At 59.5% G+C, this 25,468-nt stretch carries 37 protein-coding genes and 1 other RNA gene; 33 read left to right on the plus strand and 5 right to left on the minus strand.

Annotated features, from left to right (window positions below; genetic code table 11):
• Positions 1–385 precede the first annotated feature (385 nt).
• From HUV26_RS13005 to HUV26_RS13020, 4 genes are read left to right on the plus strand one after another with little or no spacing between them, the layout of a single operon-like run.
• Entirely contained in the window at positions 386–778 is a 393-nt protein-coding gene (locus HUV26_RS13005) for a response regulator (protein WP_174410563.1), read from the plus strand.
• A 33-nt stretch (positions 779–811) separates the two neighbouring features.
• A complete protein-coding gene (locus tag HUV26_RS13010) occupies positions 812–1,600 on the plus strand; it encodes an Hpt domain-containing protein (RefSeq protein WP_174410564.1) in 789 nt (262 codons plus the stop codon).
• Complete coding sequence (locus tag HUV26_RS13015; RefSeq protein WP_174410565.1) at positions 1,597–3,447, plus strand: chemotaxis protein CheA; 1,851 nt, start codon at positions 1,597–1,599, stop codon at positions 3,445–3,447. The genes HUV26_RS13010 and HUV26_RS13015 overlap by 4 nt, the downstream gene beginning before the upstream one ends.
• Entirely contained in the window at positions 3,444–4,898 is a 1,455-nt protein-coding gene (locus HUV26_RS13020; protein ID WP_174410566.1) for an NAD(P)/FAD-dependent oxidoreductase, read from the plus strand. Before HUV26_RS13015 ends, HUV26_RS13020 begins: the two co-directional genes overlap by 4 nt.
• 278 nt (positions 4,899–5,176) lie before the next feature.
• Here HUV26_RS13020 and HUV26_RS13025 read toward each other — a convergent pair whose 3' ends face one another.
• A complete protein-coding gene (locus HUV26_RS13025; RefSeq protein WP_174410567.1) occupies positions 5,177–5,686 on the minus strand; it encodes a phosphatidylglycerophosphatase A family protein in 510 nt (169 codons plus the stop codon).
• Positions 5,687–6,083: 397 nt separating this feature from the next.
• On the opposite strand from HUV26_RS13025, the gene HUV26_RS13030 reads away from it, so the two are divergent.
• Complete coding sequence (locus tag HUV26_RS13030) at positions 6,084–6,782, plus strand: substrate-binding periplasmic protein (RefSeq protein WP_274602464.1); 699 nt, start codon at positions 6,084–6,086, stop codon at positions 6,780–6,782.
• Between the two features lie 254 nt (positions 6,783–7,036).
• The gene (locus HUV26_RS13035; RefSeq protein ID WP_174410569.1) at positions 7,037–8,017 is read left to right on the plus strand and encodes an ABC transporter substrate-binding protein; all 981 of its coding nucleotides are present in this window, start codon (positions 7,037–7,039) and stop codon (positions 8,015–8,017) included.
• Between the two features lie 117 nt (positions 8,018–8,134).
• Here HUV26_RS13035 and HUV26_RS13040 read toward each other — a convergent pair whose 3' ends face one another.
• From HUV26_RS13040 to HUV26_RS13050, 3 genes are all read right to left on the minus strand, one after another.
• Complete coding sequence (locus HUV26_RS13040) at positions 8,135–8,458, minus strand: type II toxin-antitoxin system HicB family antitoxin (protein WP_174410570.1); 324 nt, start codon at positions 8,456–8,458, stop codon at positions 8,135–8,137.
• Positions 8,455–8,706, minus strand: coding sequence for a toxin HicA (locus tag HUV26_RS13045; protein WP_174410571.1), 252 nt, complete (start codon positions 8,704–8,706; stop codon positions 8,455–8,457). The genes HUV26_RS13040 and HUV26_RS13045 overlap by 4 nt, the downstream gene beginning before the upstream one ends.
• Positions 8,707–9,608: 902 nt before the next feature.
• Positions 9,609–10,091 carry a helix-turn-helix domain-containing protein gene (locus tag HUV26_RS13050; RefSeq protein WP_174410572.1) on the minus strand — a complete coding sequence of 161 codons (483 nt, stop codon included), beginning with the start codon at positions 10,089–10,091 and terminating at the stop codon, positions 9,609–9,611.
• A 287-nt stretch (positions 10,092–10,378) separates the two neighbouring features.
• Here HUV26_RS13050 and HUV26_RS13055 point away from each other — a divergent pair, with 287 nt between their 5' ends.
• The 6 genes from HUV26_RS13055 (at position 10,379) to HUV26_RS13080 (ending at position 12,661) form a co-directional block, all read left to right on the plus strand.
• On the plus strand, positions 10,379–10,819 hold the full coding sequence (locus HUV26_RS13055; protein ID WP_174410573.1) for a hypothetical protein: 441 nt from the start codon (positions 10,379–10,381) through the stop codon (positions 10,817–10,819).
• An 80-nt stretch (positions 10,820–10,899) separates the two neighbouring features.
• Positions 10,900–11,073: a hypothetical protein gene (locus HUV26_RS13060; RefSeq protein WP_243451388.1), complete on the plus strand. Its 174-nt coding sequence runs from the start codon at positions 10,900–10,902 to the stop codon at positions 11,071–11,073.
• Positions 11,074–11,101: 28 nt separating this feature from the next.
• Positions 11,102–11,554, plus strand: a complete 453-nt coding sequence (locus HUV26_RS16940; protein WP_174410575.1) for a helix-turn-helix domain-containing protein — start codon at positions 11,102–11,104, stop codon at positions 11,552–11,554.
• Entirely contained in the window at positions 11,551–11,835 is a 285-nt protein-coding gene (locus HUV26_RS13070) for a hypothetical protein (protein ID WP_174410576.1), read from the plus strand. Before HUV26_RS16940 ends, HUV26_RS13070 begins: the two co-directional genes overlap by 4 nt.
• The gene (locus HUV26_RS13075; RefSeq protein ID WP_174410577.1) at positions 11,832–12,122 is read left to right on the plus strand and encodes a host nuclease inhibitor protein; all 291 of its coding nucleotides are present in this window, start codon (positions 11,832–11,834) and stop codon (positions 12,120–12,122) included. The genes HUV26_RS13070 and HUV26_RS13075 overlap by 4 nt, the downstream gene beginning before the upstream one ends.
• The gene (locus HUV26_RS13080; protein WP_174410578.1) at positions 12,122–12,661 is read left to right on the plus strand and encodes a hypothetical protein; all 540 of its coding nucleotides are present in this window, start codon (positions 12,122–12,124) and stop codon (positions 12,659–12,661) included. Before HUV26_RS13075 ends, HUV26_RS13080 begins: the two co-directional genes overlap by 1 nt.
• A gap of 34 nt (positions 12,662–12,695) precedes the next feature.
• Here the strand turns inward: HUV26_RS13080 and HUV26_RS13085 are convergent, their stop codons facing one another.
• On the minus strand, positions 12,696–12,908 hold the full coding sequence (locus HUV26_RS13085) for a hypothetical protein (protein ID WP_174410579.1): 213 nt from the start codon (positions 12,906–12,908) through the stop codon (positions 12,696–12,698).
• Between the two features lie 113 nt (positions 12,909–13,021).
• Here HUV26_RS13085 and HUV26_RS13090 point away from each other — a divergent pair, with 113 nt between their 5' ends.
• The 21 genes from HUV26_RS13090 to terL all read left to right on the plus strand — a co-directional run bounded on the left by HUV26_RS13090 (position 13,022) and on the right by terL (position 25,465).
• Positions 13,022–15,271 carry a Mu transposase C-terminal domain-containing protein gene (locus tag HUV26_RS13090; RefSeq protein WP_174410580.1) on the plus strand — a complete coding sequence of 750 codons (2,250 nt, stop codon included), beginning with the start codon at positions 13,022–13,024 and terminating at the stop codon, positions 15,269–15,271.
• A 75-nt stretch (positions 15,272–15,346) separates the two neighbouring features.
• Entirely contained in the window at positions 15,347–16,096 is a 750-nt protein-coding gene (locus HUV26_RS13095) for an AAA family ATPase (protein ID WP_174410581.1), read from the plus strand.
• 3 nt (positions 16,097–16,099) lie between these two features.
• Complete coding sequence (locus HUV26_RS13100; RefSeq protein WP_174410582.1) at positions 16,100–16,681, plus strand: hypothetical protein; 582 nt, start codon at positions 16,100–16,102, stop codon at positions 16,679–16,681.
• Positions 16,674–17,087 (plus strand): hypothetical protein, encoded by a 414-nt coding sequence (locus tag HUV26_RS13105; protein ID WP_174410583.1) that lies wholly within the window; start codon positions 16,674–16,676, stop codon positions 17,085–17,087. The genes HUV26_RS13100 and HUV26_RS13105 overlap by 8 nt, the downstream gene beginning before the upstream one ends.
• A gap of 11 nt (positions 17,088–17,098) precedes the next feature.
• Positions 17,099–17,317 carry a hypothetical protein gene (locus tag HUV26_RS13110; RefSeq protein ID WP_174410584.1) on the plus strand — a complete coding sequence of 73 codons (219 nt, stop codon included), beginning with the start codon at positions 17,099–17,101 and terminating at the stop codon, positions 17,315–17,317.
• A gap of 9 nt (positions 17,318–17,326) precedes the next feature.
• Positions 17,327–17,935 carry a DUF3164 family protein gene (locus HUV26_RS13115; RefSeq protein ID WP_174410585.1) on the plus strand — a complete coding sequence of 203 codons (609 nt, stop codon included), beginning with the start codon at positions 17,327–17,329 and terminating at the stop codon, positions 17,933–17,935.
• Positions 17,936–17,973: 38 nt separating this feature from the next.
• Positions 17,974–18,252 carry a hypothetical protein gene (locus HUV26_RS13120; protein ID WP_174410586.1) on the plus strand — a complete coding sequence of 93 codons (279 nt, stop codon included), beginning with the start codon at positions 17,974–17,976 and terminating at the stop codon, positions 18,250–18,252.
• Positions 18,253–18,254: 2 nt separating this feature from the next.
• Positions 18,255–18,330, plus strand: an RNA gene (locus tag HUV26_RS13125) — hammerhead ribozyme type II.
• A 9-nt stretch (positions 18,331–18,339) separates the two neighbouring features.
• A complete protein-coding gene (locus HUV26_RS13130; protein WP_174410587.1) occupies positions 18,340–18,531 on the plus strand; it encodes a hypothetical protein in 192 nt (63 codons plus the stop codon).
• 9 nt (positions 18,532–18,540) lie between these two features.
• Positions 18,541–19,077, plus strand: a complete 537-nt coding sequence (locus HUV26_RS13135; protein WP_174410588.1) for a hypothetical protein — start codon at positions 18,541–18,543, stop codon at positions 19,075–19,077.
• A gap of 1 nt (position 19,078) precedes the next feature.
• The gene (locus HUV26_RS13140; protein ID WP_174410589.1) at positions 19,079–19,510 is read left to right on the plus strand and encodes a hypothetical protein; all 432 of its coding nucleotides are present in this window, start codon (positions 19,079–19,081) and stop codon (positions 19,508–19,510) included.
• A 6-nt stretch (positions 19,511–19,516) separates the two neighbouring features.
• Positions 19,517–19,936, plus strand: coding sequence for a hypothetical protein (locus HUV26_RS13145; RefSeq protein ID WP_174410590.1), 420 nt, complete (start codon positions 19,517–19,519; stop codon positions 19,934–19,936).
• 9 nt (positions 19,937–19,945) lie between these two features.
• Positions 19,946–20,515, plus strand: coding sequence for a regulatory protein GemA (locus HUV26_RS13150; RefSeq protein ID WP_174410591.1), 570 nt, complete (start codon positions 19,946–19,948; stop codon positions 20,513–20,515).
• The gene (locus HUV26_RS13155) at positions 20,512–20,880 is read left to right on the plus strand and encodes an RNA helicase (RefSeq protein WP_174410592.1); all 369 of its coding nucleotides are present in this window, start codon (positions 20,512–20,514) and stop codon (positions 20,878–20,880) included. The genes HUV26_RS13150 and HUV26_RS13155 overlap by 4 nt, the downstream gene beginning before the upstream one ends.
• Before the next feature lie 85 nt (positions 20,881–20,965).
• Positions 20,966–21,331: a putative holin gene (locus tag HUV26_RS13160; RefSeq protein ID WP_174410593.1), complete on the plus strand. Its 366-nt coding sequence runs from the start codon at positions 20,966–20,968 to the stop codon at positions 21,329–21,331.
• Between the two features lie 125 nt (positions 21,332–21,456).
• Positions 21,457–22,107: a transglycosylase SLT domain-containing protein gene (locus HUV26_RS13165; RefSeq protein WP_174410641.1), complete on the plus strand. Its 651-nt coding sequence runs from the start codon at positions 21,457–21,459 to the stop codon at positions 22,105–22,107.
• Positions 22,100–22,513, plus strand: coding sequence for a hypothetical protein (locus HUV26_RS13170; protein ID WP_174410594.1), 414 nt, complete (start codon positions 22,100–22,102; stop codon positions 22,511–22,513). The genes HUV26_RS13165 and HUV26_RS13170 overlap by 8 nt, the downstream gene beginning before the upstream one ends.
• A 201-nt stretch (positions 22,514–22,714) precedes the next feature.
• Positions 22,715–23,185: a DUF2730 family protein gene (locus tag HUV26_RS13175; protein WP_174410595.1), complete on the plus strand. Its 471-nt coding sequence runs from the start codon at positions 22,715–22,717 to the stop codon at positions 23,183–23,185.
• 3 nt (positions 23,186–23,188) lie between these two features.
• Complete coding sequence (locus HUV26_RS13180; protein ID WP_174410596.1) at positions 23,189–23,491, plus strand: VpaChn25_0724 family phage protein; 303 nt, start codon at positions 23,189–23,191, stop codon at positions 23,489–23,491.
• Complete coding sequence (locus HUV26_RS13185) at positions 23,491–24,039, plus strand: phage protein Gp27 family protein (RefSeq protein WP_174410597.1); 549 nt, start codon at positions 23,491–23,493, stop codon at positions 24,037–24,039. The genes HUV26_RS13180 and HUV26_RS13185 overlap by 1 nt, the downstream gene beginning before the upstream one ends.
• Positions 24,029–25,465 carry a phage terminase large subunit gene (gene terL, locus HUV26_RS13190; protein WP_174410598.1) on the plus strand — a complete coding sequence of 479 codons (1,437 nt, stop codon included), beginning with the start codon at positions 24,029–24,031 and terminating at the stop codon, positions 25,463–25,465. The genes HUV26_RS13185 and terL overlap by 11 nt, the downstream gene beginning before the upstream one ends.
• Positions 25,466–25,468 lie beyond the last annotated feature (3 nt).

Genomic DNA, 25,468 nt, shown 5'->3' on the forward strand with positions numbered 1-25,468 from the left:
GGCGGCTCCTTGCGGGCGAATGGTCTTCGCCTGAAAGAATGATACAGCAATGGCCCAGCATTTCAAGTGACAGGGAGTTTTGAAAAAATACTTCATGTGTTCTCCGCAGGGTAGTAACAATACATGGGTCGTGCTATAGACTATATCAATCCGGCCCTGTGCGCCGGATAAGGCCTTATGCCGGGCGGCAGCAGGCAATAACGCATAACAGGCTGTTGAGAAGGCAATATGTTGCGCTGGTGAGAAACGTTCAGGCCTTTGCGCGCGTTTCTGTCTAACTGCGCGGATTCGGGGCTGAACGCCATCTGTGCCGCGCTTCTCCCCCTTTTTGAACCGCCTGCGGAGCAGGGCTTTTCAACAGTCAGACAACCCTTTCGGAGAAGGTATGCGCGCACTGGTTGTGGAAGACGAGTTCATCAGCCGCATCATTGTGGAGAAGATGCTGGCACCCGTGTTTGAGGTGGATGCCGTGGTCAACGGCAGCGAGGCGCTGGAGGCGTTTGAACTGGCGCACGGTGAAGAGCGTCCCTACAGGCTCATCCTCATGGATATTATGATGCCCGGCACCAACGGGCTGGAGGCGCTGGAAATCATCCGCCGCCGGGAAGACGAACGCAAGCTGCCCCGTGCCAAGGTGATCATGACCACGGCACTTTCCGACATGCAGTCCGTTCTGCGTGCATTCGACACCGGGCAGGCATCAGCCTACATCGTCAAGCCCATAGACAAGGAAAAGCTCTACCGGGAACTGAAGACGCTGGGACTTATCGAAGACTGACCGACAGCCCGTGCGGGAAAGAGAGCGTAAGCCATGCACGATGACGACCAGATAGAAGAGTTCATGAGTGAACTCTACGACAAGTTTTATCCGCAGGTGATGGAGGGGCTGGAACAGATGCGGGCGGGCGGCGTGCACGCCGGTATTGAAGCCCTGTCGCGACCGCTGCACACCATAAAAGGCGTTACCGGATTTCTGGGCGGATTTGAGACGGCATCCACCTTCACGCACAAGGTGGAGAGTTTTCTCAAAAAGGTTCAGGCGGGTGACGTGGAACTGGACGATTCCGTGAGCAGTGCCGCCATTACCGCCGTGAATATGGTTTTTCAGGTCATCGAGCAGATTCGCGACACCGGGGGCGGACCGCAGGACGAGATGGACGGGGTGCTGGAGCGTATCCGCTTGCTCAGCGAGCCGCGCACGGTGCAGGAAGAAACCGGTAAGGACGGCGTGCGGCTGTCGGCGGGCAGCGGCGGTGTAATAGCAGCCATAGCCATGCCGCGCGTGCATCTGCCTGAGCAGTGCCGGGTGCTGCGGGATGTGCTGGATCGGCAGGAGGCAGGTGTGCCGTTAATTCTGGATTTTTCCGGTGTGCGGTCCGTGGGTTCGGGGCTGTGGGAGATGCTGGAGGCGTATGCCGGGCGGTTTCCCATCCATGTGGCGGGCATGTGCCCGTATGTGCGCGGCACCTTTCATGGATGGGGCTACGGGGTATTGTTCACGGAGCATGAACATGCCGCAGCCGTTGCGGAAGAAGCCGCCTCTTCCGGTATCTCTTCTGGCACGTCTCCCGTAGGAACAGGCAGCGGGAGGCTGGCATGAAGGACGTCATCAACGCCTGCATCGAGCAGATGGAGGCCGCCGTGCTCAATCTGGAGCAGGACGGCAGGCCGGATAATGTCGCCAGAGTGCTGAACCTGCTGGGCGTGTCGCATCTTAAGCTGACTTCCGCGCAGCTTATCACCCTGATGGATATGCTCCGCGACGGCATTCAGCCCGTAACGCCGGAGTTGGTGACCGCGCTGCTGAGCGTGTGCGAGGCGCATAAGCGTCTGCTGTATGCCATGGGCGGATTTGTGGACCATAAGGCGCGCGAGCTAGAGGCGCGCGCAGCCGCCGCCATGCAGGAACAGGCACAGGCGGCTGAACAGCGGCGTGCCTGTGCCGGCGATCCCGAATCCGCAACGTGCCGGGAAGCCCGGTCTGTCTCCGGCGCGGAGCAGGGGCAGGTATCTGCCGATGCCCGTGGAGATGCCATCGCGGCGGGCGGGGGCGGGCGGGGTTACGTGTCAGAACCTGTCTCGGAATCTGCCTCAGGATTTGTCTCGGAACTTGTCTCAGAACCTGTCTCAGAACCTCCGTCAGACATTGGGCGGGAAGCACCGCAGGGAACAGCCGGTGCCATGCCGCAGCCGGGTGCGCCTGCAAACGGCAATACGCCGGGAAGGGCCAAGCGGGACGGCATTGTCTCCGTGCGGGTGAACACCGAAAAACTGGACAACCTCATCGACTGGGTGGGCAAGCTCATGGTGAGCTATGCCGTTATTTCCCAGAACAAGAATCTGGACAGCGCCACCATTTCCGGACTGCGCGAGATGGATACGGTTATCGGGCGCATCAAGGCAGAGGTGGATCATATCCGTCTGGTGCCGCTCAAGCAGATTTTCGTACCATTGCACAGGCTGGTGAGCAGCACCGCGCAGAAGGTGAACAAGAAAATCGAACTGCTGGTAGAAGGCGATGATCTTGAACTGGACAAGATGATAGTGGAGAACCTCAACGAGCCGTTGGTGCACATGCTGCGCAACGCCGTGGATCACGGCGTGGAAACCCCGGAGGAGAGGCAGCTTGCGGGCAAGCCCCCCACGGGAGCAGTGCGGCTGCACGCCTACCGCAAGGGCGATATGGCCTATCTTTCCATCCGGGATGACGGGCGCGGGCTGAACCCGGAACGCATCCGGCGCAAGGCCCGGGAAAGGGGTCTGCTGGAAGAGGGACGCACCTACAGCGACGAGGAGCTTTTCCAGTTTATTATGGCCTCGGGTTTTTCCACGGCAGAGCAGGTGACGGATATCTCCGGCAGGGGCGTGGGCATGGATGCCGTGGTTACCGCCGTGAAAGAACAGCTGGGCGGAGAAGTGCGCGTGATGAGCGAACTTGGCCGGGGCACGGAGTTTCTTATCTCCATCCCGCTGGACCGCTCAGTGAACGAAGGCATTGTGGATGCCCTGATAACCCGCATCGGTTCGGAAACCTTCATCATTCCCAGTCGGGACGTGGTAGAGGTGTTCGCCGCACGGGTGGAAGACACGGTGGAGTTCCCCGACGGTTCGAGGGCTGTGAGCGTGCGCGGCGAAACCTGCCCCATCATCCCGCTGGCGGAGTATTTCGGCCTGCCATCGCAGCCCGGAGAAGACGGCTATCTGCACACCATAGTGGTGCGTGTGGGCGACTGTCGCGCCGCCCTGCTCATTGACGAGGTGGTGGGGCAGCAGCAGGCCGTGGTTACCGGATTTACCATTCCCGTGCGGGAAATATATCAGATACCCATTCTCGGCTACGGCATGCTGGGAGAAAGGGACGCGCTGGTGGTGGACGTGGAGAATCTTATCGACAGGGTAAAGGCATCGGACGGAGGCCTTTCCGTGCGGACGAGGGGCCGGGCATGAGCGGCTACCATTCGCCGGAACGAAAACGGGTGGTCATAGCGGGGGGAGGATTCGCAGGGCTGTGGGCTGCGCGTGCCCTTTCGCGCGCGTCCGAGGTGGAGGTGCTGGTTCTGGACAGGAACAATTACCACACCTTCCTGCCGTTGCTGTATCAGGTGGCGGCTGCCGAACTGGAGCCGGAGCAGATAGCCTATCCGCTGCGCGGAGTATTCCGGCGTATGGACAACGTGGATTTCCGCCTTGCCTGCGTTACCGGCGTGGACTGCCATGCCCGCATGGTGCGCACGGACCACGGAGACGTGCCCTACGACTACCTTATCCTTGCCATGGGCAGTAATACCGAGTTCTACGGCGTGCACGGGGCAGAGGAACACTCCTTCCGGCTGAAGTCGCTGGAGCAGGCCATTGCCCTGCGCAACCACATTCTCACCCGCTTTGAACTGGCCGCGCATGAACCGGACCCGGACGCGCAACGGCGCATGCTCACCTTTGCCGTGGTGGGCGGCGGTCCTACGGGCGTGGAGTATGCGGGTGCCTTGGCAGAGCTTATCCGCACGCCCATTGCGAAGGATTTTCCCGATTTCAACACAGGACAGGCGCGCGTGGTGCTGCTGGAGGCGTCTGACGGGCTGCTGGCGGGATACCCAGAGCCGCTGCGGCAGTACACTTTCCGCCGGCTTGCACGCATGGGGGTGGATGTGCGGCTGCGCGCCACCGTGGCGCGGGTGGAACCGCAGGCAGTGATTTTCAAGGATGCCGCCCCGCTGCCCACGGAAACGGTGGTCTGGTCGGCGGGCATACAGGGCAACCGCACCGCCCGGCACATGGGCCTGCCGCTGGGCAGGGGCGGGCGGGTAGACGTGCTGCCAAGCCTGCAACTGGCCGGACACCCGGACGTATATGTGGCCGGTGACCTGAGCATGCCGCAGGAGGGCGGCAAGCCGTTGGCTGCGCCCATGATTGCGCCCAACGCCACGCAGCAGGGAACGCTGGCGGCGCAGAATATTCTGCGGCACATCCGGGGGCAGGAGCAACGGCCCTTCCGGTATGCAGACAAGGGAGCCATGGCCACCATAGGCCGTTCCAGCGCGGTAGTGCGCATAGGCAAACGCACCGCCACGGGGTTTGTGGCATGGGTGCTGTGGCTGTTTGTGCATCTGGCCTACCTTATCGGGTTCCGCAACCGGCTGTTCGTAATGGTGAACTGGGCGTGGGACTATCTGTTTTTCGAGCGGTCCGTACGGCTCATTCTGCCCCGCATTCCGTGGCTGGAAAGGAACGGGTTCGATGCTTCGGGGTTCTGTGTGGGAGATGACAGTTCGGCAGCGTGTGCGGAGCAGGCAGCGTCCCATGCCACACCCCGTTCCGGGTCGCATGCCGCCAGCGGGCAGGCGAATTTCAAGGCTACTTCCAAGGCAGATTCTACAGCCCAATCGCAGGCCAAGCGCTAGACCAAACGCTTGGCCAAATGGCAGGCCCAAGTGTAGGCCCAAGTGTAATTATGATCACATGCCGCTGCGCATGGCGAGCACAAGTCCGCGGTAACCGGAACGAATGTTCCTTAAAATATCTGTAATTTCGTAATAGTATGCAGGTTACGACAATGAAAAAAGAACGGCGGCATCACTGTTACCGTTCTTTTCTCGTTCTATTCCAGCATGTTAATCTGGTTATGCACATCAGGAACATGGGTATGGGAACATTTCCGGGTTTCGGTCCGGTGATCCGTTCATGCAAGCACAAGGCGCAGCAGCCCCAGACAGAGCATGGCGTAGAGTCCTGCAATAACATCGTCAATCATCACGCCCCACCCGCCGGGGAGCCAGTGTTCCGCATTGCGCACGGGGTAGGGCTTAAGAATGTCGAACACGCGGAAGAGGACAAAGCCGGTGAGCAGCCAGCCCCACGAAAGAGCGGCAAAGGGCAGGTAGGTAAGCCATTGACCCAGCAGCTCGTCCAGCACGATCTCGCCGGGGTCTTTTTTGCCCAGCAGAGATTCGGCCCGTGTCACGGCAAGGCTGCCCAGCAGGAATACGGCGAACAACACTGCCACGCGCCAGCCGGGAGAAAGAGGCATGAACAGCAAGGGGGCGGCAAGCATGGCAGCGGCGGAGCCTGCGGTACCGGGAGCCTTGGGGCTGCAGCCAAAGGGCCCGAGGCGGCTGACGTGGATGCAGATGGTGTCAAGAGTACTATGCCGGGGGGGGCTGTGCCGGGGCGGTGTGGTGTGGGTGGTCATGGGCTGTGCTCCTTGTCTATGCATCGGCGGTACGAACGCGGCGCGTTGGCGGCATGGTACGTGGACAGGCGTGTTTGTCAATGTGGCAGGTGCATGGGGGGCATGGGCACGGGAAATGTTACGTGACTGATTGTTTGTGCAATCCGCCTCCTGGTTTCTGCTGCTATGTGTGCCCCGTGGCATGTTTTCTGTCGGATGCATCGTTTTCTTGTTGTCCGCCTTTTCCGGGGCGGGGGAGCGGTGCGCCGTGCCGATGACAGACGGTGCGGAAGCAGGTATACTACTGCATATTCATGCATGGAGGGGGCTCATGCCATGTTCCGGTAGCCGCAATGCAGGCTGTATTCATGGTGCTTTGGTGCTCAGGTACTTGCTGTGCGCTGTTTTTCTGGCGTGCATGCTGTTTCTTGCGCCTTCACAGGGGCGGTGCGAATTTCTTGTGTATGCGGGAGATCTGCCTCCGTACCACTGTGCCGGAGAAGATGGCAGAATGCAGGGCTTTTCCATAAGTGTGCTGGAGCGGGTAATGGAGCGCAGCGGGGTGCCGTTTAATGCCTCTGCGGTGCGCACTGTCCCATGGGCGCGGTCCATGAAGGATACGGCAGAGAAGCCGGGCCGTATAGTGGTCGGGGTTGCCCGCACGCCGGAGCGTGAGGCCGACTATCACTGGGTGGGGCCCGTGTTCACCCTTAAAATGGGCCTTGTGGCCAAAAAGGCCAACCGTGTGCGCGTGCGGGACAGGGCGGCTATTCATCGGCTGCGCATAGGCGTGATAAACGGGAGTGCCCCGGAATCAGTGCTGCATAACGAGTATGCCGTGCCTGAGGATGCCCTGACCCCGGTGATAGAAAACGAGCACCAGCTGCGCATTCTGGAGGCGAACCGCGTGGATTGCATAACCCATGTGGATACGGTGGTTCCTTCGCTCATGCGGCAGTTCGACATTAATCCGGATGCGTACGAGATGGTCTATGTGCTCAAGGAACTGCCCATGTATTTCATCTTCAGCAAGACCACGGAGACTGCGCTTATCCGCCGTATTCAGGAGAATTTGGACGCACTGCACAAGCCCGGCAAAGGCGGCGTGAGCGAATAAGACCGCCTGCTCTCCGAATACGGCCGCATCCGTCCTCTGGACATGGCGGGCAACTGAGTTCTCCGCGCCTGTCCGTTCTTTTTTCCCGCCTGCAATTCTGTCTTTCATCCCGCGGGTAAACGGTTCCGCATCGCGCCTCCCGCATTGTCAGGGCGGTGCACCCTGCCTTCTTCTGTCTGATATTCCGTGAAGATATCATTCGGGAAGCGTTGCCCATGTGGTATCGTTACATCTTGTGGGAACGAGGTGGATAGATGAAGCGATTATTGATGCTCCTTGCCGTGCTTGCGGGTGTGTTTTCCGCAGTGGCGGCGCATGCCGACCGGCAGAGGATTCTGGTCATTCACAGCTATGACCCGGGCCTGCCGTGGGTTGCGCAGTGCAACCGGGGCATAGACGGCGTGCTCGCAGAGCTTGTCGAACTGGAGCGTGTCTATCTGGATACCAAGCGGATTCATCGTTCGGAGTTTCAGGCGCGTGCGGATAAGGCCATGCAATTTTATGAACGTTTCAAGCCTGATCTTGTAATGGTGGGCGATGATGACGCCCTGCGTCTGCTCGGGCCGCGCATTGCGGCAACGGGAAAGCCTCTTGTCTACTTCGGCATCAACAACAATCCGCGTGAGTATTTCAGCCGCATGCCGGACAATGTAACCGGTGTGCTGGAGCGGGTGCCCGTGTTTGCATGGATTCGCCATCTTAAACGCATCGTGCCGGGGGCGGAGAATGCGCTGGTACTTCTGGATGGCAGCGCAACGGCAGAGGCGGTGATAAGCGTTGCGTTCGGAGACAGGATGGAGTTGTCGGTGGATGGTGTGCGGGTGGAGTACAAGGTTGCCGCAGACTGGGCACAGTGGCAGCGCGTGATTCTGTCGCCGCACGGATTCGATTTCATCACCATGCCGCTGTACCATGACCTGAAGGATGACGCAGGAGTGCATGTGCCCGTGGAAGAAGTGGTCCGCTGGACCACTGAAAACAGTTCCGTGCCCGTGTTCGCGTATCAGGACTATGCCGTGGGTGATAACGGCGTTGTGGGGGCGTTTGTGATTTTTGGCGAAACCCACGCCCAGCTGGCGGCACTTATGGCGCGTGATATCCTTGAGGGCAAAAACCCAAGGCTGCCGACAGCCTATATGGATCAGGACGGCATGTTCTTTTTCAACGAGAGTCGCCTCACCCGTTTCGGGCTGACCTTGCCGGAGGATATACGCCGCAAGGCGGTGTTCAGGTAAGCCGCTGTCGCCCGCATGCTGCTCCGCAAGAATGCCGGAACAGGCAGCCCGCCGCAATGCAGCCCGTGTTTCACAGAAGCGCGGGCTGCGTTGTTTGTTGTGTATAGGGGGAATACATCAGCGGTTGAGTAGGGCGCAAATGTGCCTGTTCAGGCTCACATTGTGCTCTGCGGCAGCAAGAACCAGCGCCCTGTGCGTTTCCGGCGTGGTGCGCAGGGAAATCTTGCCGGAAAATTTTCGGTGGCTCAGCGGCTCCGGCATTGTTTCGCCAGCTGACAGCATATCCTGCACAGTCTGGTCCACCAGCCGTACAATACCTGCAAGGGCCTGCATCTGGTCTTCGTCAAGCCACGAAAGGCTGGGAAACTCCGCGCACAGTCCGATAAACTCCTGATCTTCATCGGACCAGATAACACGGTACGTGTAGTGTTTGGTGTTCATCGTTCACCCCTCCGCAGTTTTTCAATGGCGGCAAGCACCTGCTTAACCTGATAGGGCTTGGCCATGCCGTTTTTGTTCTGAATATTCACACGCGGGTCACCAGCCCACGGCGTTTTATACACCTTGTGGCTGGTGCCTTCCTGCCGTGGTGCGCCGAAGAAATGTTCGCAAACGTGGGCAAGGTCGTTGAACCGGACATTCAGCGGGGAGGTGAGCATCTGCTGGAGAATCTTGTCGAGTTTTGCCACATCAGTCTCCTTGATGATAGTAATAGTGATATCATTAAGAAGGGTCAAGGGAGAAGTGAGGAAGGATTGCTGAAGGGCTGGCTCAAAGAAAGGAGGATCGAGAAGAACAAGAAGCAGTGTGCTGTGCAGGATAGAATTGAGATCCGGGATATAATGGGACAAGCGGGGATATAGCGGGACAGAAACCCAGCGGGCCTTTGAGTGGTGCGGGTTGCGGCGGTGCCTGGCGAACAATTTTGCGGCGGTGCGGCCGAAGAAGCGCGCAACATAATTTACACACAAAATGAAGGGCGACCTCAGCGATGGGGCCGCTCTTTTTGTGTTTACGGAGTGCCAGAGATTTTGGATAACGTACTGTATTGGTTGCATCAAGCTGCGGCTTCACAGCCGATTACCGAACGTGCAGCTAAGGTGTGAAACATGCACACTAAGTTTTGCAGCAATTATAGTCGTTTTTACCTAGTATTACAGAGTGATAGTTCCTTTTGCGCTTCGCGGAAAGTTGCGCGTGAATGCGTGAAACAACGAAACCAACTCCGAAACCAGCTTCGACATAATATTACGGTTATTAATACGAAACATATCGTTTGAAATTAGTATGTTATGGTGCACAGTGGCCGTTTTTAATATTACGCGAACCGCGACATCGAGCCGCTGGAAGTCCGAAACAAAGTCGGAAGTTAAGTCGGAAGCGGAAACAACCTCGAAAACAACCAGAGGCGTTTGTATTTGTGATTACATATCAGATAGTTACATGCCATGTGAGGCCTTGAGCGAAAACAACCGCCACGACTCGAAAGTCGTGCGCTAAGTTGTGCGTGGCAGACAAAGCGCAACAAGCTGGAAAAATTTGGTTTTCCGCATTTAGGCCACGGTTTTAAGTTTTGCGTGTCCGTTCCTCGTTATGCCACATTGCCAGTCGTCGAAGGAACCCCCGAAACAGGTTGAGCGTTCTGCCGTTCTTCCAGGCGGGCAAGGCGTTCCCGCAGCTCGCTGTTTTCCTTCCATAGCTGCCGGTTCTCGGCAACCAGCTCCCGGTTCATGTCCCGTTCCTTGCTCAGCTCACTGCGCAAATCATCAGCAATTTTTTCGGATTTGGCACAGTACGGGCATCTGCCTGGTTCGGCGGGTTCGGGCGCATGCTCCCGCTGCTCTGCGGCGTCTTCCGGGCGCATCGGTCCACGGCCAAAGAATATCCAGTCAGTTGTTACTCCAAAACGGTCCGCCGCAATGGGTGCCCACGCTGTAGGGAACTTATTCCGAGCCTTTGCACTTGAGATGGCCTGTTGAGTAACCCCCAAGGCAATAGCGAGAGCGGCATCTGATGTCGCTCCCGTGGCCTGCTTCAACCGTTCAAGGATGTCTATCACTGCCAGTTCGTGCATTAGTTGATCCATGCTTGCGCAAAAAGTTTAATAAAAACTTTTATAATAACTTTTTGCTGTTTTAAATGCCCAACCAAAACAGATAGTTGCCATAACAACTTCCATTTTTTTAATTAAAACCGCAAAAAGCGTTGCAAGCCTACGCATTTCGTGTAAGAACTGGCTTGCGAGCGGTTGTAATCGGAGTCCACAAATACACCTCCTGAATACAGCCGCACCGCGCAACGGTCAACGTCCGGTTATCCATGAAAATCGGACGTCGACCAAGCTCCTGACGGACGGTGATTATGCGGCAACTTTCCTTATTCGATTCCAAGGCCAATCGCTTTGCCCTGCTGGACAGGGAAGTGAAGGCGGCCATGGCAGAAGCCTGCAAGCGGTTTTGCGACCGCCACAGGGTTTCACGCGAAGAAGTGGTTTCCCGCATGAACTCCCGCGCCAGAGAGTTCGACGTGCGGATAACAGGTGGTAACGCCAAAGAGCTTACCGACCACATCTTTGCCAAATGGCTTTCTCCATCCGCTCCCGACCATATGCCCAGCATCCGCGCGCTCAACGTTTTCATGGACGTGGTGGGTGATCTTTCGCCCCTGTCCGTACAGGCGGCAGTGCACGATGGCGCGGTTGTGGATGCTGAGCAGCTGCGGCTGCTGGAACGGGCCGAGGTGGAACGACAAATCAAACAATTGCAACGCCGCAAGAAGCAGCTTGAGGAGGCAATCAGATGAACGTGCATGCGGCAGTTGGAGCAGGTAAACGCCGGAAACCGTTTCGTATCCGGGAGTTTTTGTTCTCGAAGGAATCCAGCATGGCGGAAATAGCCCGGCAGCTGAACCTGCCGCACCAGACGGTTTCCGCCACAGTGCGGGGCGTGAAGAACAACCGTGAGGTACTGAAAGCCCTGCGCGACATGGGCTGCCCCCTCGATGCGCTGAGCCTGCCGGATGAATTGAAGAATGACCGGAGCAGCAAGGCAAGCTGACGGTAAACACCAGATAAAGGAGTCCTGTATGTCCAAGACCCATTTTGAAGAATGCTTTGAGCGCATTTGTGCGGGTGTTGCTCAAGCCACGGAAGGGGCAAAAAAGCCCCGGACGCAAGAGGATATGGCGGAGCTGCTTGGCATTCGTCAGTCCAGCATTTCGGATGCCAAGCGGCGCGATTCTATCCCCCCTGAATGGCTGGTTACCCTGCAGTTGCAGTACGACCTGAATCCCCGTTGGGTTCTGACCGGCCACAGCGACATGTTTACTGTGCCCAGCGTTGAGCGCGGCAAGGTGGTCATGCGCGAAGAAATTAAACGGATTGAGGATGGAGCCAAGGTGAAAGCCGAGCTGGACCTGCGCGATAAAATTCTGGGGAGGCTGGCACGAGGGTGTGGCATTACGCTGGATTTGCTGTCGGAAGGTGCGCGGGTTGAGGTGCGGGTTCAGCCGGAATGGCGAAAGGAGGAGCAGGTATGAGTATCGATACTTCACGCGGATACCCTGTCGTTCATCTTGGGAACGGCACGGTGTGCACCACGACGGTGCTTGTCGATGGTGTTCCGGGTGTTGCGTTCAGCTTCGCCTGCCAGCAACGGAAGGTCGGCGAAGAGGTGGGCATGTTTATGCCCGGAGCCAAGCTGGCCGACGAATGCATAGGGGCGTCAATAGTTTTCAACAATGAAAGAGGACTCGATAGCTTTATCCACCACATTGAGGAATGCCGCGTCCTGCTTCAGCAGAAAGGAGTGCAAGAATGAAGGCATGCAAGGTGACGGCAAGCACATGGCCCCGCCAGTCCGTGGCCTGCGTATGGGCGAATGGCAAAATCGACGTATTGCCCGCGTTGCCGCAGGGCGCGCTGCCCTTGGCGGCAGGCCCGCGCTACCGGCTGCGCAGGCTCGTAAACAGTCGGGCACGGCTGGCCTATGACGGCCGCACCCATTTGTGCCCGGGCGTGCCGGAAGGTGCCACGGGCGAGGCGAAGCTGAACGCGGTAAGGGCGTTTGGGAAGGAACTACAGGAAGCAATACAAGGAGCAAGGTAATGGAAAAGGATACGACCCCCAAAGGCATTCTGGAAGACATCGAGGTCGGCATGACCGCAAAGGTGAAGATTGTGTTCCCCGAAACAAAGCTGTGCCCGTCATGCAAGATGGAAATCGAAGAGGACAACTACCACTACTGCCCCCGATGCAGGGAAGACCTTACCCCGCTCTTTACCTTCCGTTGCCCCCTGTGCGGATTCCATACGCTCCGCGAACTGGGGGCCGACGATCACGGTTGCCCCATGTGTGGAACCCCGATTCATAATACGGCATCGGCTACCCCCCGGTGCGGCGCGCAGGAACCGACGGCAACGGGTGACACTGGCGACACAGATGAAGACGCCAGTGCGGATGAAAAGGAAGCGGCTCGCAAGCGTCGAAACGAACTGGCGGACGCCATCGACGCATTGGTTGGTGACGCTTCATGGCAGTTGCTGGTTGCAGCAACAGCCATAGTCATAAACAGACGGTCCGCGCGTGACGGGGTTCTAATCCAATTTTCCCGGACCTGCGTTCTCAGCGGGGGCTGGATCGAATAGATGCGAGGCCGGAGGTGTGCCTCCGGCCTTGCATCTAGAGCTTTTTGCCTAGTTTTTCATAGAGGTTCATTTCCTTCTCAAGATCAAGTTTTTCCGCAGTGTTGAGAATATGTGCATACATTGAACAGGCTAGCCTTTCAGCTTCAGGCAGGGGCATGTCAAGGGAGCAGGCCGCTACAGTCAACAGTGCTGCCACAACCATTTTAGTGTCCTTTTCCTTCGGTAGAACAAGATGCTTAGTTTCCATCTCCGGCTCCTTTTGGGGTTAGCGGGTTACGAATAGGCGATACCAGATACTCGTACCAAAAGGGGCCGGACCCCACAACGCGAAAACACGAACAACGACAACGGAACCACCACATGGCCACACGCACCACCCACACCAGCAAAGACGCCTACAGCACGAAAGAGCTGGTGGACCTGCTTGGTATAAGCCAACCAGCCATCACCAAACGAGCCCGTAGACAAGAGTGGAGTGTGAAGAAACGAGCTAAGAAGCTCGGGGGTCCTGAGTGGTTGGTTGTTTCCATGCCCGCAGCCACGCGGGTGGCAATACAGGTGGCAGAGGCCAGAGCATGCGCCGAGCAGCTGGCGCGGGAAACCGTGCAGGCAGAACGCACCGCAGAGGTGCGGCGGCATACGGCCCGTGCCATGGCCGACCTGACAGAAAGGGAGCGAAAGCGCGCAGAGGCCAAGGCGCTGGTCTACCGCGCATGGCTGGACTACGCCAAGGTCTGCGGCCTTAGTCGCACGGCCGCGATGAACGCCTTCTGCACCCTGTACAACAGCGGTGGCGCGGGTCTTGCCATCACCCCCGAGGTCCGCGCCGCCGTCAAGCACATTTCCCCCAACACCGTGCGCACGTTCGGTAAACATCTGCGCTCAGAAGGCCTTGCCGCGCTGGCAGGTGTTTACGGTAAGCATCGGCGCGGCACAGGCATTATAGAGAGCCAGCCGGAGGTGCACGATTACGTGCGCGGCGCGGTGTTCGAATACCCCCACATAAAGGCCAGCACGCTGCTCAAGGGCCTGCGGGCAAAGCTGCGCAACCGCAATATCGCCATGCCCAGCAAGCGCACCCTGCAACTGTGGCTGCAAAAATGGCGGCAGGAAAACCCCGCCCTGGTGCTGGCCATAGCCGATCCGGACGCCAGCCGTTCGCGCCACCAGTTTGCCCTGGGCAACGCAGATCACGCCATATTCGACCTGAATCAGCGGTGGGAGTTCGACTCCACCCCCGGCGATGTGCTGCTGGCGGACGGCAAGCGCCATAGCCTTGTGGGCTGCATAGACGTGTACTCACGCCGCGCCAAGGTGCTGGTGAGCAAATCATCTTCCTCGCAGGCCGTGTGCAGCTTGCTGCGCCGGTGCCTGCTGGACTGGGGCGTGCCGGAAGAGGCCGGAACGGACAACGGTTCAGACTACGTTTCCGCCCGCGTCACCACGGCGCTTATGGACCTGAACATCCGGCAGGATGTGGCTCCGCCGTTTACCCCCGAGCACAAGCCCTACATAGAACGATTTTTCGGCACCATGCTGCGCGATATTTTTGAAGTGCTGGAAGGCTTTTGCGGCCACAGCGTGGCCGAAGCGCAGGCCATACGCAACCGTACCACCTTTGCGCAGCGCCTGTTCCCCAAGCACGCGGAGGACGCCGGAACCGTCTCGCTGCGCCTTACGCCGGAAGAGCTACAGGCCAAGCTGGATTGCTGGTGCGACGATGTGTACGCCATGCAGCCCCACGGCGGCTTTAAGGGAGAGGCCAAGGGCAAAACGCCCTATCAGATGGCGCTGGAATACACGGGGTCCATACGCAAGGTGCCGGACCCGACCGCGCTGGACGTGCTGCTGCTGCCGCTTGCCCCCGGCAACGGTGGCTTCCGCACCGTGACCAAAAAGGGTGTGCGGCTGGATAACGCGGAATACTTCTGCAAGGAGCTGGCGCTGAACAACATGGTCGGGCAGCGGGTGCAGGTGCGGCTGGACGAGCACGACATACGCCACGTGTACCTGTTCGACGAGGAAGGCGTGTTTATCGGCCGCGCCAGCGACCTGACCCTGCCGGAAGTCTCCCGCGAGGCGGTGGCAATGCAGGCGCAGCGGCTGCAGAAGGCCATGCTGGCCGAGCAGAAGAAGGAACTGCGCACAGCGGCAAAGAAGATGAACGTGAGCGAGATGGGCCAGCAGATACTTGCGGCCGCAGCGGAAGAAGCCACCGCCATACGCCAGCGGGATGCGGATGTGCAAACACCTGCTCCCGTGCTGCACACCTCCCCGGCGCTCATGGAAGCCGCCAAGGCTGCCCGCGTGGACGCCGCTCCGGTGGCGCAGTTCACCGCGCAGCAGCAGGAAGCCATGCGCCTTGGCGATTCCATTACCAAGCGCACGCAGCGCCCTGCCTGTTTCGCGGACACGTTGCCGGACACCCCGGCCGGACGCTGGCAACTTTGGAAAGATATCAATGCCCGTAAACAGGCGGGAGAAGAACTGGCTGCGGACATGGAAACATGGATTCGGCTCTACCCGGAAACCAGCGAGGGGCTTGGGTTCCGAATCATGGAGTACGGCCTGCCCAAGGGCATGAACCGCAGGGCACACGTGGGCCGATAGAAACAGGAACGGGCGGAGGATGAGACTCCGCCCGCAGGAAACCAATCACAACGGATTGATTAGCGAGGTCACAGAATGATGCAGAACGATTCCCCTGTCAACACGCCCCTTGCGGGCCGTATCGCCAACCTCTCCAACGTGAGCATGTGCTTAGGCTCGTTTGCCAAGGCCATCAACCGCGAATCGCACCTCCCCGGCCTGCTGGTGATGCACGGACCCAGCGGGTACGGCAAGACCACGGCGGCCACCAGCGCGTCCATGATGTTCGACGCCTACTACGTGCAGTGCCGCAGCAGCTGGACGCGCAAGGCGTTCTACCTTGCGCTGCTCAAGGTCATGAACATAGACCCCGCACGCACCATCTACGCCATGGAGGAGCAGATTGTGGCGCAACTGGCGCTCAGCCGTCTGCCAGTGATAATAGACGAAGCGGACCACCTGACGGACCGGGGCATCATTGAGTGCGTGCGTGACATTTACGAAGGGTCCGGGGCCGCCATCCTGCTGATCGGTGAAGAAAAGCTCCCGGGCGCGCTGGCACGCTGGGAGCGCATTCACAACCGCGTGCTGGAATGGCTGCCCGCGCAGCCCGCCACCCTTGCGGACGCCCGGGCGCTGGCAGATCTGTACTGCCGCTCCGTGCGTGTTGCGGACGATCTGCTGGAGCTTATCCACACGGCATCCAAGGGGGTTGCCCGCCGTATCTGCGTGAATCTGGAGCGCGTGCAGGAGACGGGCCGCACCATGGGGCACCCCCAAATGGGATTGGCCGAATGGGGCGATACCCCGCTGTACACCGGCGATGCCCCCAGCAGGAGACGGTAAGCCATGGCCGCAACCTTGAAGCCACGCGGTCACCTTACCGACAGGGAGGAGATATGGACCGCCATACGTGCCCTGCCCCAGCCGTGGACACTGGTGGATATAGCCATGTGTTCCAAGTGCGAGCACGGCAAGGTGCGGGATTATGTGCGCAGCCTGGTGCGGGCAAATATCGTGGCCGTGACCTCTCCGGGCCAGCCGCGCCGCGTGCCAACGCAGTACACCCTTGCTGACGATCGGGGTGTGTCCGCCCCCCGTGTGCGCAAAGACGGCTCGCCGTTGCCGCCCACAGGCCGCGCCCGCATGTGGAAGGCCATGCGTATCCTCAAGGTGTTTACGGAGGCAGAACTGGCGGAGCATGCCAGCCTGCCTGAAGCTCCGGTTGCCGAGGGAGAGGTGCATACCTACTGCCTGTGGTTGGCCCGTGGCGGGTACCTGCGCTCTGGCGGGGAACGCGACCGCTGGAGCTTTATCCCCGGCAGGGACACGGGAGCCAAGGCTCCGCAGGTACTGCGCATAAAGCAGTTGTACGATCCCAATACGGGCGAGGTCGTCTACCAGAGCAAGACGGAGGGCGGTGATGAGTAAAGGGCTCTTTGACCTCCGTGCCCGCGCCGGCGAAGCAAAAAAGCGCGTGCCCGTGCTGGATAAGGTGCGGGCCTCGTGGACCACGCCGCCGGACTGGCTGCTGGGGCTTGCCATGGCCTGCGACCAGAGCAGCCTGCGCACCATTGCCGCCCGGTTGTCCGTCTCTCCCACACTGATCAGCCTGGTGGCGAACAACAAGTACCACGCGCCTACAGACCATCTGGAAACGCAGGTGCGCACCATCCTGCTGCCGCACGGTGACGTGTATTGCCCGGTGCTCGGCACCATTACGGCAGAGCACTGCCATCTGGAACAGGGCATGCCGTTCATCTCGTCAAACCCGCTCCGGGTCAAGCTGTACAGAGCCTGCCTCGGCTGCGCCAACGCCCAGAAAAACACCCCATAGGAGGGTACGCCATGAGTACGGACGAAACCGCCAGAAGCACCCGGAACAGAGGGGGCGGCACAACGCTACAGAGCGCGTTGGCCCGCGACATTCTATCCCAATTGGCAGCCGCCAAGGCCGCGCTACAGACCGGAGACCGCGAAGCCGGGGTGGAACACCTGAACATTGCCATGTCCTATCTGGACGATGTGGATGCGCTGGCATCCAACATTCCCGTGGGACGCTACTAGGAGACGATTATGACACAGGTACCGCAAGGATACATGGAAAACGCTCAGGGGCATCTGGTGCCCGTGGGACAGGTGAAGGAAATAGATCTCGCCCGGCACGAACTGGTGATGGAAAAAATAGCCAAGGCCCGCGCCATGCAGACGGAGCTGCGTCGCCTGAAGGGTGAAATCATGGGTGACGTGGAAGCGTTCATCGCGTTGAGCGCAGAGAAATACGGCGCTGATATGGGCGGCCGCAAGGGAAATGTCACGCTGGCGAGCTTTGACGGTCGCTATCAGTTGAAGCGGCAGATCAGTGAAAACCTCACGTTTGATGAGCGCCTGCACGTTGCCAAAAACCTTATTGATGAATGCCTGAAGGAGTGGAGCGAAGGCAGCCCTGAAGCACTACAGGCACTGGTGACTAAAGCCTTTGATGTGGACAAGGAAGGCCGCATCAACGTGGGCAACATTCTCGGCCTGCGCAAAGTTGCCATTGACGATCCGCGCTGGCACCGAGCCATGGAGGCCATTTCCGACAGCCTTACTGTCACTGGCACCAAGGCTTACTTTCGCCTGTATGAACGTGATGCAAGTGGAAAGATGCAAGCGATATCGCTTGATATTGCAGCCCTGTAGCCCAGAACCACCCAGAAGCCCGAAGGGAGAGAATAGCCATGGAAGAATCCACAACCACGATAATTGAAGCACCGCAGAGCCTGCCGGACGCCGTCCGCACCGCAGTGGAAGATTGCCTGAGCAAATACGGCGACAACGCAAAGGGCATGGTGCTGCACCTGATTTTTGAGACCAATGGCGTACGGGGCAGGGCTATTAACGGCGTTTCCGTGGTGCTGGGAGATGTTTCTCCCGGTAAGCAGCGGGCAATATTCCAGAACACGATGCACACCGCCGAGAACTACGACCCTGCCAAGACGCAGCTTCGGTTCAACTGACACCGCGAAACCGTCCTCCGCGCGTGAGCGGAGGCGGTCGCCCGGTGGTGGCGCACCGGGCCTGATGAGCAGCCAGAAGGAGCGGACATGAGTACCAGATGCGGTAATTTTCGGGTTGCTTCGTGGATAGACACCTTGAGGGTGCGTGAAGTCTACGTGATCGAAATGTACCACGATGGCCGTTGGAGGCCCTGTGTCACAGGGAGGCGGCCCCATGTGTACGACATCCGGTACGATGCCTGCGGCATGATTCTGCTGCTGGGCGGCGCTCATAACTAGGAGCAATCCATGGAATGGCAAACCATACCGGGCTTTGAGGCCTACGAAATGAACCGCCGGGGGCAGGTACGCATACGGGACACCCGGTATCCCATGAAGCGGCTTGGCACACGATATGCGCTCAGCGCCGGAGGTGAGAGCCGCAGGATACCCGTGGACGAACTGCTGGCCCGAACCTTCTGTCAGCCGGAAAAACCGGAAGCACCGGAGGCGCAGGCCAAGGCCGAACCTGAACCGGCAGCACCGCACCCGGCGGTTGTTCGCCTGCAGGAGGCACTTGCCGAATGCGAGCGGCTGAAGCTGCGCAACGTGGAACTGGAGCGCGAAGTGACGGCCCTGCGTGGCCTGCAGCAGAATCCCTCCAGTCGCCACCTGCGGCGCAAGGCAGAAGGTGGCCACCCGGATGAGAGCCATGAGGAATGGCTCAAAAAGCACACCATCTACTGCAAGCGAATGCGGGCCAAAATCCGTCGCACCATGTGCGGCACCCGCAAAGAATGCGATGGCTGCAGGCAATGGTTTGCGCTGCACAGTGAGCAAAATTGACATGGAAAAACGCGAAATAGCCCTGACCGTCTCTCTCATCATGGACGGTAAACAGCAGATGCGTTTCGATCTGCGCCCCGGCGAACAATGGAAGGGTGGCACCCCAGGCAGCTATCGCCTGTACCGTGATCGCTGTGTGCCTGTTGACGGGCCGGACGGCGAGCCCTTGTTTGTCACGTTGGACCGCGCCTTCGCCCTTATGGCCGGGATGCTGTGCGGAGGTGTGAATGCCGCGCCTCCATGTCCTGACCTGCCTACAGGCACCGGGGTCAGCGTGCCCAACGGGCGCATGTTGGGCGACATGGCGCTGCGTGACGTGACCAGAACCACCACGCCACCCATTCTCGGCCATGACGGCCGCTGGCATGTGGGAGTGCTTATGTGGGGGTGCGGTACCCGGTTTGTGCCGGTGGACGATCTAATCCGCAAGTGAGGAGCAATGAAAAAGGTAATCTACATAGCCGCCAGCTGGAAGCATCGCCTTGCCGTGGAATTGCTCACCGAGCGACTGGAGCAATTGCCCATAGAGGTCAAATCGTTCGTGCGCAATGCCCGCACAGCGGAAGGGGCTGCCGCTCTAGGGGGAGACACCACGCAATGGATAGCCTCTGACGACGGCCGCCGGAAGTTTGAATATGACGTGCACGCGGCCACTACTGCCGATGCGGTGATCTATCTTGGTCCGTCCGGCTGCGATGCATGGGCGGAGGTAGGGGCGGCATATGCCTCCGGCGTGCCGGTGCTCGGGGTGTGGGCCAAGGGTGAACAGTCCGGCCTTATGCGCCGTATGGTAACGCATTGGTACACATCGCTGCACGACCTGATTCAGCATGTCGTGTGGATGTGGTCGGAACACTAGGAGCGCGCCATGGCGAAGATACTCACATTCCCCAAAACAGCCGCGACGACTCAACCCGAGGGTAAAGCAGCACCGGCGCGCTACAGCCGCAAGACGGAGAAGGAAGAGCGCCGTAAACACCTGCTCGCAAAAGTGCATGTGGCAAAGAAACAGCTTGGCCTGAAGGACGAGGAATACCGCGCCATCCTTGAGGGTCAGTACGGTGTGGAGAGCGCCAAGGAATTGAGCGTGCCGCAGTTGCACGGTCTGCTGATCTACTTTTCCCGCCTGGGCTTCACCCCCAAGCGCGGCTCGGCGAAACGCGGTGCCAAGCGGGGCTGGAAGACCACTCCCGCGTTGCTGGTTGGTGACCATACAGACCTGGACCGCGACGGACTCATGTCCAAGATAGAAGCGCTGTTGGCCGAGAAGGGCCGCGTGGAAGGAACGCATGTGCCGTGGGGGTACGCTATTGCCATCCTCAAGCGGCAGACCGGCGGCGTGATCCGCTGCTTTGAGCACGCGCAGCCGGAGCAGCTGCGGGACGTGATGCTGGCTCTGATGCGTGACGCCAAGCGCAAGGGGCGGACATTGAAATGAGTGTATGGGTCAGCTATCCTGCCCTGCGCGATCTGCTGGGAGAAACGGCCGCAACGGCACTGTGTACCCACCATGGCGGCGTGCCGCTGTATGTGCCGCGCACGGCGCAGGCGGATAGCAAGCTCGCACGCATCATCGGCGTGGCATGTCTGGAGTTGCTGTGCGCCGCATACGCCGGGGAATGGATTACTGTGCCTAACGCCCGCAAAACCGCACCCCGCAAGGGTGACGTGATGCGTTTGCTGGATGACGGTATAAGCCCCGCGCAAATAGCCTTGCAATTGGGCCTGACAGAGCGTTATGTACGCCAAGTGGCCAGTGTGTACAAACCTGCCCCAAAACAACTGAGCCTGCCTCTTTTATAACCCCTCCCTGCCCGCACCCTGATCCGCATCAGGGTGCCGCAAAAGCCCTCCGCGCGCGTAATGAATGCGCAAGGAGGGCCTTTTCATGTTCGACCATTTCAAAAAGTTGCGCCACATCCGGATGCTGCTCTGCGCAGTCATTGCCACCCTGCTCATGCTGCTTGTGGCTGTGGTAGCCGCACAGCAGGTGCCGGTTATCCTCTACAAGGGAGCACTGCTCATGCTTGGCGCGGTCAGCGGCTACGTCATTGACGCGCTGGCGTTCAGCTGGGCGGCACCGGAGGGATATCTGGAGCGGGACTGGCGTGATACCGTGGATGAAGACGATTATCGCGACGGGGTTTCCGACTTTCCCGTCGTGCAGTCAGACGGCTGGCTGTTCATCGCCGCCTGTGCCCGCCGGGCCTTTCTGGTGGCGGTGGGCACCGTTGTCATGGGTGGTGCAATGTGACCCACATTGCAGGCGGCCTGCGTGTAGTGCGCAAAATCGCATTGCCTGGCGACTGTGTCGTTGCACTCTGCAGCCCTGACGCGCAACCGGACAAATTTCCTAACTGGGTGCATGTTCTATTGTGGCTGTTTGGAGCCTTTCTGGATGTGGTCTATCAGGCCGTGCATTGGCTTCTCATTGCGGCCTTGGTGGCGTTGATTGTCACCCACGCCCACGCAGGCCCGGTGATCCCCAGGCAGGCCGTGGAACACCAGCGCCTGCTTATCCGTGAGGCGCGTGCCCAGTGGGGCCTTACGGCTCCCACGGCAACCTTTGCCGCTCAGATACATCAGGAAAGCCGCTGGAGAGCGGATGCCGTTTCTCCTGCCGGTGCGCAGGGGATGGCCCAGTTCATGCCCGCGACCGCTCGGTGGATGCCGGAGATAGCACCCCATACCGGCGACCCCATGCCGTTTAATCCTGCATGGTCCATACGTGCAATGCTCGTTTTCGATCGGTGGCTGTGGCAACGGGTGCAGGCGGAAACACCTTGCGACCGCATGGCCATGACCCTTGCCGCCTATAATGGCGGCCTTGCATGGGTGCAGCGTGATGCGCGGCTTGCCGCTGCGCACGGGTTCAACCCCCGGCGCTGGTGGGACCATGTAGAAACGGTAAACGCCGGGCGGAACCGTGCGGCGTTTACCGAAAATCGCGGCTATCCCCGCAGGATACTGTTGAGCATTGAAGACGTGTATCGGCGGGCGGGCTGGGGAGAAGGAATGTGCCATGACTAAACTGTTTACCCTGCTGCGCGGCGCATGGGGCGTGGTCGGGGGATGGTTCGGCGGCAGCGCCTGGATCATCTGCGCGGCTGTGTTGGTGCTGTGCTGGATGCAGCATGCAACACTGCAAAACGAGTATGCCGCCCACGCCCTTACCCGCATGGAGCGGGACACTGCCGTGGCGGATGGTACTCGCTGGGCCGCTCTGGCCCGCCAGTTAAACGCGACATCAGGTGCCCTCTCCCGTGAGGTTAGCGCCTGTCTGGAGCGTGAATCACGCGCACGCGCCGACTCGCAGCGCCGGGCGGCGATAATGAATCAGGCTAAACCCAGACCCCGGACAGAGGCGGAAAAGGAGGTTGTAGTAGATGACGAAACGCGCCGTGCCGCTGCTGATCATCTTAACCGCGCTTGGTAGCGGGTGTGCCGTTAGGCCTGTGCCGGTGGTGCCTCCCGCTCCTGTTGTCTTACGCACGGTGCTCTGCCCGGCCCCTGTGCGGCCGGTCCTGCCGTCAGTAAACGGCAACCTGCCCTTTGACGCTCCGGAAAACCTGACGGTGCTGCTTGAACGGGATGATACATACCGCGCCTACGCAGAGGGTCTGGAGGCCGCTGTGGAATGCTATTCGGCGCAAACGGAGAACGATTAATGCTCGATAAACTGAACGCATACGCAGACCTTACATGGTATGCACTTTGCGGCATAGTCGCTGCCGCGAACGCCGTGTTGGGCTGGATGCTGTGGAGCCTGCGGCAGACATTCGTTACACGCACGGAACTGAATACCCGGATTTGCACTGTTGAGGAAAAACAGCAATCTGCTGCCGGAGCTTTAGGGTCGGCCGTTGCCGAACTGAACGTGCGCGTGGACCGTCTTGAGGACGCGTTGAAAGCACTGCCAACCGCAGCGGATATGCGGGAGGTGCTGTTAGCCATGGAAGCTATACGCGGAGACATCAAGGAGCAGTCAGCCCGGATGGAAGGATTGGTTGATGAGCAGAGCGCCCGGCTTGGTGGATTGGGTGATGTGCTCAACGGCGTTTCGCGCCAGGTGGAAATGCTGTTTTCGCACCATATCAAGGAGAAATGACCCATGCGTTTTGCTGAACTGGTAAAAGAGGATCGCCGTCTGGTGATTCTGCGCATCCTGAGTAAGGTGCCCGCAGGGCGGGCCAACCATATTGTGCTGTGTGCCGCACTGCGGCCGCTAGGGCATGATGTCAGTCTGGAACGGATGCAGGTGGAATTGGAATGGCTGGCAGAACACCGCCTGGTGACAGTCGAGGATATTGAATCCACTGTGACCGTGGCGACCATCACTCCGCGTGGTGTGGATGTTGCCGCAGGCCGCGAGATCGTACCCGGAGTCAAGGAACCTGTGAAGGGGCTGGACTGATGCCCAGACCATCCTCCATGCGGCGGCTGGACCGCAAAATCCTTGAACAGGTGCATGCGCTGATTGACGGCGGCCACACCGTGGACGAGATCCACACCTACCTGCAGGGCATGGGGGCCTTTGTGAGCCGCAGCGCCGTCGGGCGCTACAAGAAAACAGCGGAGGACATGGCGCAGGAGATACGGCAAACACGCCTGCTGGCCGACACCGTGGTGCGCAGCTTGGAGAACGCGCCCGAAGAAAAGACCACCCGCCTGAACATTGAGCTGCTGGAGGGAGCCATCCTGATGCTGCAGCAGAACGTGGGTGACAAGTTCGATGCCAAGGTAGCCGACATGCTGTCGCGTGCCACCAAGAATCTGGTGCAGGCCAAGAGCATGGACGCGGCCCTGACGCTGCGTTTACGGGAAGAGGGCCGTAAACAGGCCATGGAAGAAGTCTCTCAACGCATCAAGGCAATGGGCAGCGCCAAGGATCTGAAGGAGTTGACCGACGAGGAACTGGAGCGCCGCATTGCGGAGCTGGTACAGGACGGCAATGGGCAGTAAACAGCGTACGAAGAGCGAGATGGACCGCCTGCTGGCGGAACGCGAGCTGCGGCGTCTGAAGACGGAACAGGCGCGGCGCAACATGCTGGCGTTCTGCAGCCAGATCATGCCGGAGTTCATTAATAGCGAATTTTCGCGGCAGACCTGTGATGCCCTAGACGAATTTCTGGAGGACGTGCTGGCCGGGCTGCGTCCAGTTCTGGTGTTTCAGGCCCCACCCCAGCACGGCAAGAGCCAGCTGGTCTCCCGGTTGTTTCCTCCGTACGCTTTCGGCATCAACCCGAAGTTCCGCATAGCGGCGTGCTCCTATGCCGCAGACCTGGCTCGCGACATGAACCGCGATGTGCAGCGCATCATGCTGGACGAAGCCTACACCGCCATATTTCCGGATGCCGCGTTGAACACCAAGCGCGTGGTCACGGTGGAGGGGCAGGCGCTTCGCAACTCGGACCGCTTTGATATCGTGGGCACGCGCGGGTATTACGTATGCGCCGGTGTGGGCGGCCCGCTCACGGGCAAAAGCGTGGACATAGGCATCATCGACGACCCGATCAAAAACGAAGAGGAAGCACGCAGCTCCGTTGTCAAAAAATCCATTGCCGCATGGTACCGCACAGTTTTCTTGACGCGCCTGTCCAAATTTTCCGGTCAGATCATCATGGCTACCAGTTGGGCTACCGACGATCTGGCCGCAACGGTGCTCAAGACAAATTCCCGCGCCAAGCATCTCAAATTTCCTGCCATTAACGCCGATGGCGAAGCGCTGGTGCCGGAGCTGCACCCCATTGAAAAATTGTTGGAGACCAAGGCGCAGCTCGCCCCGGCCCAGTGGAGCGCCCTGTATCAGCAGAGTCCTATACAGGAAGGAGGCAACATCTTCCAGGAAGAGTGGATACAGCGCTGGGATTCCTCCGTGCTGCCTCCGTACTGGGATGAGATAATTCAGTCCTGGGACATGACATTCAAGGATACGGACGGCGCGGACTATGTTGTCGGGCAGGTATGGGGCCGCCACCGCGCCAACTACTACCTCTTAGATCAGGTGCGCAAGCGTATGGGGTTTACGGCCTCCAAGGCGGCCGTGCTTGCCATGTGCGCCAAGTATCCGGATACCACGGCCGTGCTCATTGAAGACAAGGCCAACGGTCCTGCGGTGCTGGACGCCCTGCGGGACGATGTGCCCGGCCTGCTGCCTGTGCTGCCGGACGGTTCCAAGGTGGCCCGCGCCTATGCGGTGACGCCATTGTGGGCCGGGGGCAATGTGTGGATACCGGGCGATGATGCGTACTGGACACGTGACTTTGTTGAAGAACTCATCGCTTTTCCGGCCGGGGCGCATGACGACCAGGTGGACAGCATGACACAGGCGCTGCGCTATCTGCGATCGCATGGGCTTTCCGTGTGGGATGCGCTGGCCGAGGGGTAAACA

This window comes from Desulfovibrio psychrotolerans, from assembly GCF_013340305.1.
Classification (GTDB): Bacteria; Desulfobacterota; Desulfovibrionia; order Desulfovibrionales; family Desulfovibrionaceae; genus Halodesulfovibrio; species Halodesulfovibrio psychrotolerans.

Bases quoted from the DNA above. Each gene is read 5' to 3' on its own strand.
- HUV26_RS13005 (WP_174410563.1), top strand. From the start codon at position 386: ATGCGCGCACTGGTTGTGGAAGACGAGTTCATCAGCCGCATCATTGTG.
- HUV26_RS13010 (WP_174410564.1), top strand. From the start codon at position 812: ATGCACGATGACGACCAGATAGAAGAGTTCATGAGTGAACTCTACGAC.
- HUV26_RS13015 (WP_174410565.1), top strand. From the start codon at position 1,597: ATGAAGGACGTCATCAACGCCTGCATCGAGCAGATGGAGGCCGCCGTG.
- HUV26_RS13020 (WP_174410566.1), top strand. From the start codon at position 3,444: ATGAGCGGCTACCATTCGCCGGAACGAAAACGGGTGGTCATAGCGGGG.
- HUV26_RS13025 (WP_174410567.1), bottom strand. From the start codon at position 5,686: ATGACCACCCACACCACACCGCCCCGGCACAGCCCCCCCCGGCATAGT.
- HUV26_RS13030 (WP_274602464.1), top strand. From the start codon at position 6,084: ATGCTGTTTCTTGCGCCTTCACAGGGGCGGTGCGAATTTCTTGTGTAT.
- HUV26_RS13035 (WP_174410569.1), top strand. From the start codon at position 7,037: ATGAAGCGATTATTGATGCTCCTTGCCGTGCTTGCGGGTGTGTTTTCC.
- HUV26_RS13040 (WP_174410570.1), bottom strand. From the start codon at position 8,458: ATGAACACCAAACACTACACGTACCGTGTTATCTGGTCCGATGAAGAT.
- HUV26_RS13050 (WP_174410572.1), bottom strand. From the start codon at position 10,091: ATGCACGAACTGGCAGTGATAGACATCCTTGAACGGTTGAAGCAGGCC.
- HUV26_RS13055 (WP_174410573.1), top strand. From the start codon at position 10,379: ATGCGGCAACTTTCCTTATTCGATTCCAAGGCCAATCGCTTTGCCCTG.
- HUV26_RS13060 (WP_243451388.1), top strand. From the start codon at position 10,900: ATGGCGGAAATAGCCCGGCAGCTGAACCTGCCGCACCAGACGGTTTCC.
- HUV26_RS16940 (WP_174410575.1), top strand. From the start codon at position 11,102: ATGTCCAAGACCCATTTTGAAGAATGCTTTGAGCGCATTTGTGCGGGT.
- HUV26_RS13070 (WP_174410576.1), top strand. From the start codon at position 11,551: ATGAGTATCGATACTTCACGCGGATACCCTGTCGTTCATCTTGGGAAC.
- HUV26_RS13075 (WP_174410577.1), top strand. From the start codon at position 11,832: ATGAAGGCATGCAAGGTGACGGCAAGCACATGGCCCCGCCAGTCCGTG.
- HUV26_RS13080 (WP_174410578.1), top strand. From the start codon at position 12,122: ATGGAAAAGGATACGACCCCCAAAGGCATTCTGGAAGACATCGAGGTC.
- HUV26_RS13085 (WP_174410579.1), bottom strand. From the start codon at position 12,908: ATGGAAACTAAGCATCTTGTTCTACCGAAGGAAAAGGACACTAAAATG.
- HUV26_RS13090 (WP_174410580.1), top strand. From the start codon at position 13,022: ATGGCCACACGCACCACCCACACCAGCAAAGACGCCTACAGCACGAAA.
- HUV26_RS13095 (WP_174410581.1), top strand. From the start codon at position 15,347: ATGATGCAGAACGATTCCCCTGTCAACACGCCCCTTGCGGGCCGTATC.
- HUV26_RS13100 (WP_174410582.1), top strand. From the start codon at position 16,100: ATGGCCGCAACCTTGAAGCCACGCGGTCACCTTACCGACAGGGAGGAG.
- HUV26_RS13105 (WP_174410583.1), top strand. From the start codon at position 16,674: ATGAGTAAAGGGCTCTTTGACCTCCGTGCCCGCGCCGGCGAAGCAAAA.
- HUV26_RS13110 (WP_174410584.1), top strand. From the start codon at position 17,099: ATGAGTACGGACGAAACCGCCAGAAGCACCCGGAACAGAGGGGGCGGC.
- HUV26_RS13115 (WP_174410585.1), top strand. From the start codon at position 17,327: ATGACACAGGTACCGCAAGGATACATGGAAAACGCTCAGGGGCATCTG.
- HUV26_RS13120 (WP_174410586.1), top strand. From the start codon at position 17,974: ATGGAAGAATCCACAACCACGATAATTGAAGCACCGCAGAGCCTGCCG.
- HUV26_RS13130 (WP_174410587.1), top strand. From the start codon at position 18,340: ATGAGTACCAGATGCGGTAATTTTCGGGTTGCTTCGTGGATAGACACC.
- HUV26_RS13135 (WP_174410588.1), top strand. From the start codon at position 18,541: ATGGAATGGCAAACCATACCGGGCTTTGAGGCCTACGAAATGAACCGC.
- HUV26_RS13140 (WP_174410589.1), top strand. From the start codon at position 19,079: ATGGAAAAACGCGAAATAGCCCTGACCGTCTCTCTCATCATGGACGGT.
- HUV26_RS13145 (WP_174410590.1), top strand. From the start codon at position 19,517: ATGAAAAAGGTAATCTACATAGCCGCCAGCTGGAAGCATCGCCTTGCC.
- HUV26_RS13150 (WP_174410591.1), top strand. From the start codon at position 19,946: ATGGCGAAGATACTCACATTCCCCAAAACAGCCGCGACGACTCAACCC.
- HUV26_RS13155 (WP_174410592.1), top strand. From the start codon at position 20,512: ATGAGTGTATGGGTCAGCTATCCTGCCCTGCGCGATCTGCTGGGAGAA.
- HUV26_RS13160 (WP_174410593.1), top strand. From the start codon at position 20,966: ATGTTCGACCATTTCAAAAAGTTGCGCCACATCCGGATGCTGCTCTGC.
- HUV26_RS13170 (WP_174410594.1), top strand. From the start codon at position 22,100: ATGACTAAACTGTTTACCCTGCTGCGCGGCGCATGGGGCGTGGTCGGG.
- HUV26_RS13175 (WP_174410595.1), top strand. From the start codon at position 22,715: ATGCTATTCGGCGCAAACGGAGAACGATTAATGCTCGATAAACTGAAC.
- HUV26_RS13180 (WP_174410596.1), top strand. From the start codon at position 23,189: ATGCGTTTTGCTGAACTGGTAAAAGAGGATCGCCGTCTGGTGATTCTG.
- HUV26_RS13185 (WP_174410597.1), top strand. From the start codon at position 23,491: ATGCCCAGACCATCCTCCATGCGGCGGCTGGACCGCAAAATCCTTGAA.
- terL (WP_174410598.1), top strand. From the start codon at position 24,029: ATGGGCAGTAAACAGCGTACGAAGAGCGAGATGGACCGCCTGCTGGCG.